General features: G+C 44.3%; 1 protein-coding gene. It reads right to left on the bottom strand.

All coding sequences use genetic code 11. The annotated features are described in order from the left end of the window. Nucleotides 1-31: 31 nt before the first annotated feature. Nucleotides 32-1,849 carry an IS1634 family transposase gene (locus HMPREF9444_RS05505; RefSeq protein WP_040909285.1) on the bottom strand — a complete coding sequence of 606 codons (1,818 nt, stop codon included), beginning with the start codon at nt 1,847-1,849 and terminating at the stop codon, nt 32-34. Nucleotides 1,850-1,996: the final 147 nt, after the last annotated feature.

Here is a 1,996-nt window from a genome sequence, read left to right as displayed (position 1 = left end):
TCCTAAATTTACAGTCTAGGTAAAATCATCTTTAGATTTCTTTAAGCAGATCGCTGCCGTGCGGTTTGAGCGCCTCTTTTCTGCGATTAACTTCAGTCAGTTCAGTGTCATAGTAGGAATGCGGATATTTAACCTTGAACAAATCCAAGCATTCACGCTGCTTTTTAGACAGCGGATTGATCACATGCTCGTGGGTATTGCTGAAGTAATAATCTTTAATTCCCCTCAGCTCGTCTATTATGCCGCTTAAGGAATGATGCGGTATTTCCGTCTCTGCTTTCTTAGCCGCTTCAAGTCGTTGGTATAAGAAAGAATAAAGTGTCAGAGCAATAAATTCGATAAAACATTTTCCGCATAAAGAATCCTCAGAGCTGACGCGAAAGCGCTTAAGCTGCATGCGGGTTTTAAGTGTAGCGAAAGTGTCTTCGATGCACTTGCGTCGGGCATAGGCACGATAGGCGACATCGGCATATTTAATATTGTCGGAAACGGTAAGACAGATACCGGCGTTTTTGATAAAAGAGTTATAGACGGCGGTATCAAGGATTGGCTCATGATTATCGTTAAGAATTAACTTCCGGCTGTCTTTATCAGTAAGGTAATTGGCATAAAGAAAAGCTTGCTCTTCGGCTGTTAAGATTTTCTTTTGCATGAAGAGCTCTTTCACTTCTTTAAGCCGGCGCTGATAATGGTCGATTTGTGCTCCCGAAGCCTCGTGATGATAAAAGACATGGACATAAGCCTTGTGTTTACCGCCTTCAACGGCCGTTTGCTCTTTACAGGTATAGACGTTTTGTCCGCAGCGCAGGTCAAAAAGGTTGTCACGGCTGAAAGCTAACATAGCTTCGTCAATATATTTTTGAAAGCCGGTGCATTTTTCGTACGGCACGCACATCAGAAAATGATAGCCCTTATCTGCAATCACGGCCATATTGGCGGCACTGAAGAAACCTCTGTCGGCAACGGCAACGAAAGAATGCACGCCGAGGTTAAGCAGCAGTTCGAAAGTTCTGACGCATTCGGACACGTCGGGTATCGAGCCGTTGAAGTACTGATAATATAAAGGACGGGAGCTGTCTTCATCCGTTATCATCATGACATTGATTTGCGGCAGTGCTTCTTCCTGCTTATTGCGTCCGTATTCGGCGTCGCTGAGTTTGGCGTAAGTACTGACCGAGGTGGAATCAAGCGCCCACATTCTTCTTTTGGATAACAAGCGTCTTTTAGTCAAAGCCGTCAGATAGGATTTGAAAAACAGCTGTACCTTTTCAGGAGTAATTGCAGCTAAAAGACGGGTCAAAGCCGCAGGATACAGCTCTTCCGCCGCTGTGGGCAAACGGCAGCCGCGGGCAAAAAGACCGAGTCTTGCCAGTTTGGCGTCCGGCTCCATCACCATATAGTAAGCCGCAGCAAGCAGCTGCTTATAATGCTCCCCGAATACTTCTTTTAGACAATTAGGCAGTACGTCACGTTTTAATAACTCATCAAGCACTGCTGACATACCGATGCTCACGCAGGTGATACGCGGAGCTGCGTAAAGCTCTTCGTTAGAATCGAGCGGAGTAAACACCAGTTTGTATTTACCGGAGGCAGCCGCTGCTTCATCAACGACACGAGCTACGGAAAACTTATTAAGCTGCGGATGGGTAAGGCAAAAATCGGATGAAAACTTGATAATGCCGACGCCTTCGCTGTTATCAATACGGCCGACGGTTTTGGTATGGGTTTTGACTGCGGTCTTACCGGAGCCTGACTTTTTATCCTGCCAGGCATTACGGTACATGCGGGCGTAAGTGTAATTGCCGGACTTGACGAAATAGAGATTGGGCAGTTCAGGAGCTTTAAGCATAAATATCATCTTCTATGTATATTATTTTACCTAGAAAGATAGAAAAAATCAAGCTCCAATAATAAAAAAACTATTTAAAAACAATGAAATTAAACCGGACAAGAAAAATAAAAAATCCGATTTTTACCTAAACTGTAAATTTCAGGT

Source organism: Succinatimonas hippei YIT 12066, from assembly GCF_000188195.1.
Classification (GTDB): Bacteria; Pseudomonadota; Gammaproteobacteria; order Enterobacterales; family Succinivibrionaceae; genus Succinatimonas; species Succinatimonas hippei.
This window is presented reverse-complemented; position numbering and strand designations above follow the sequence as displayed.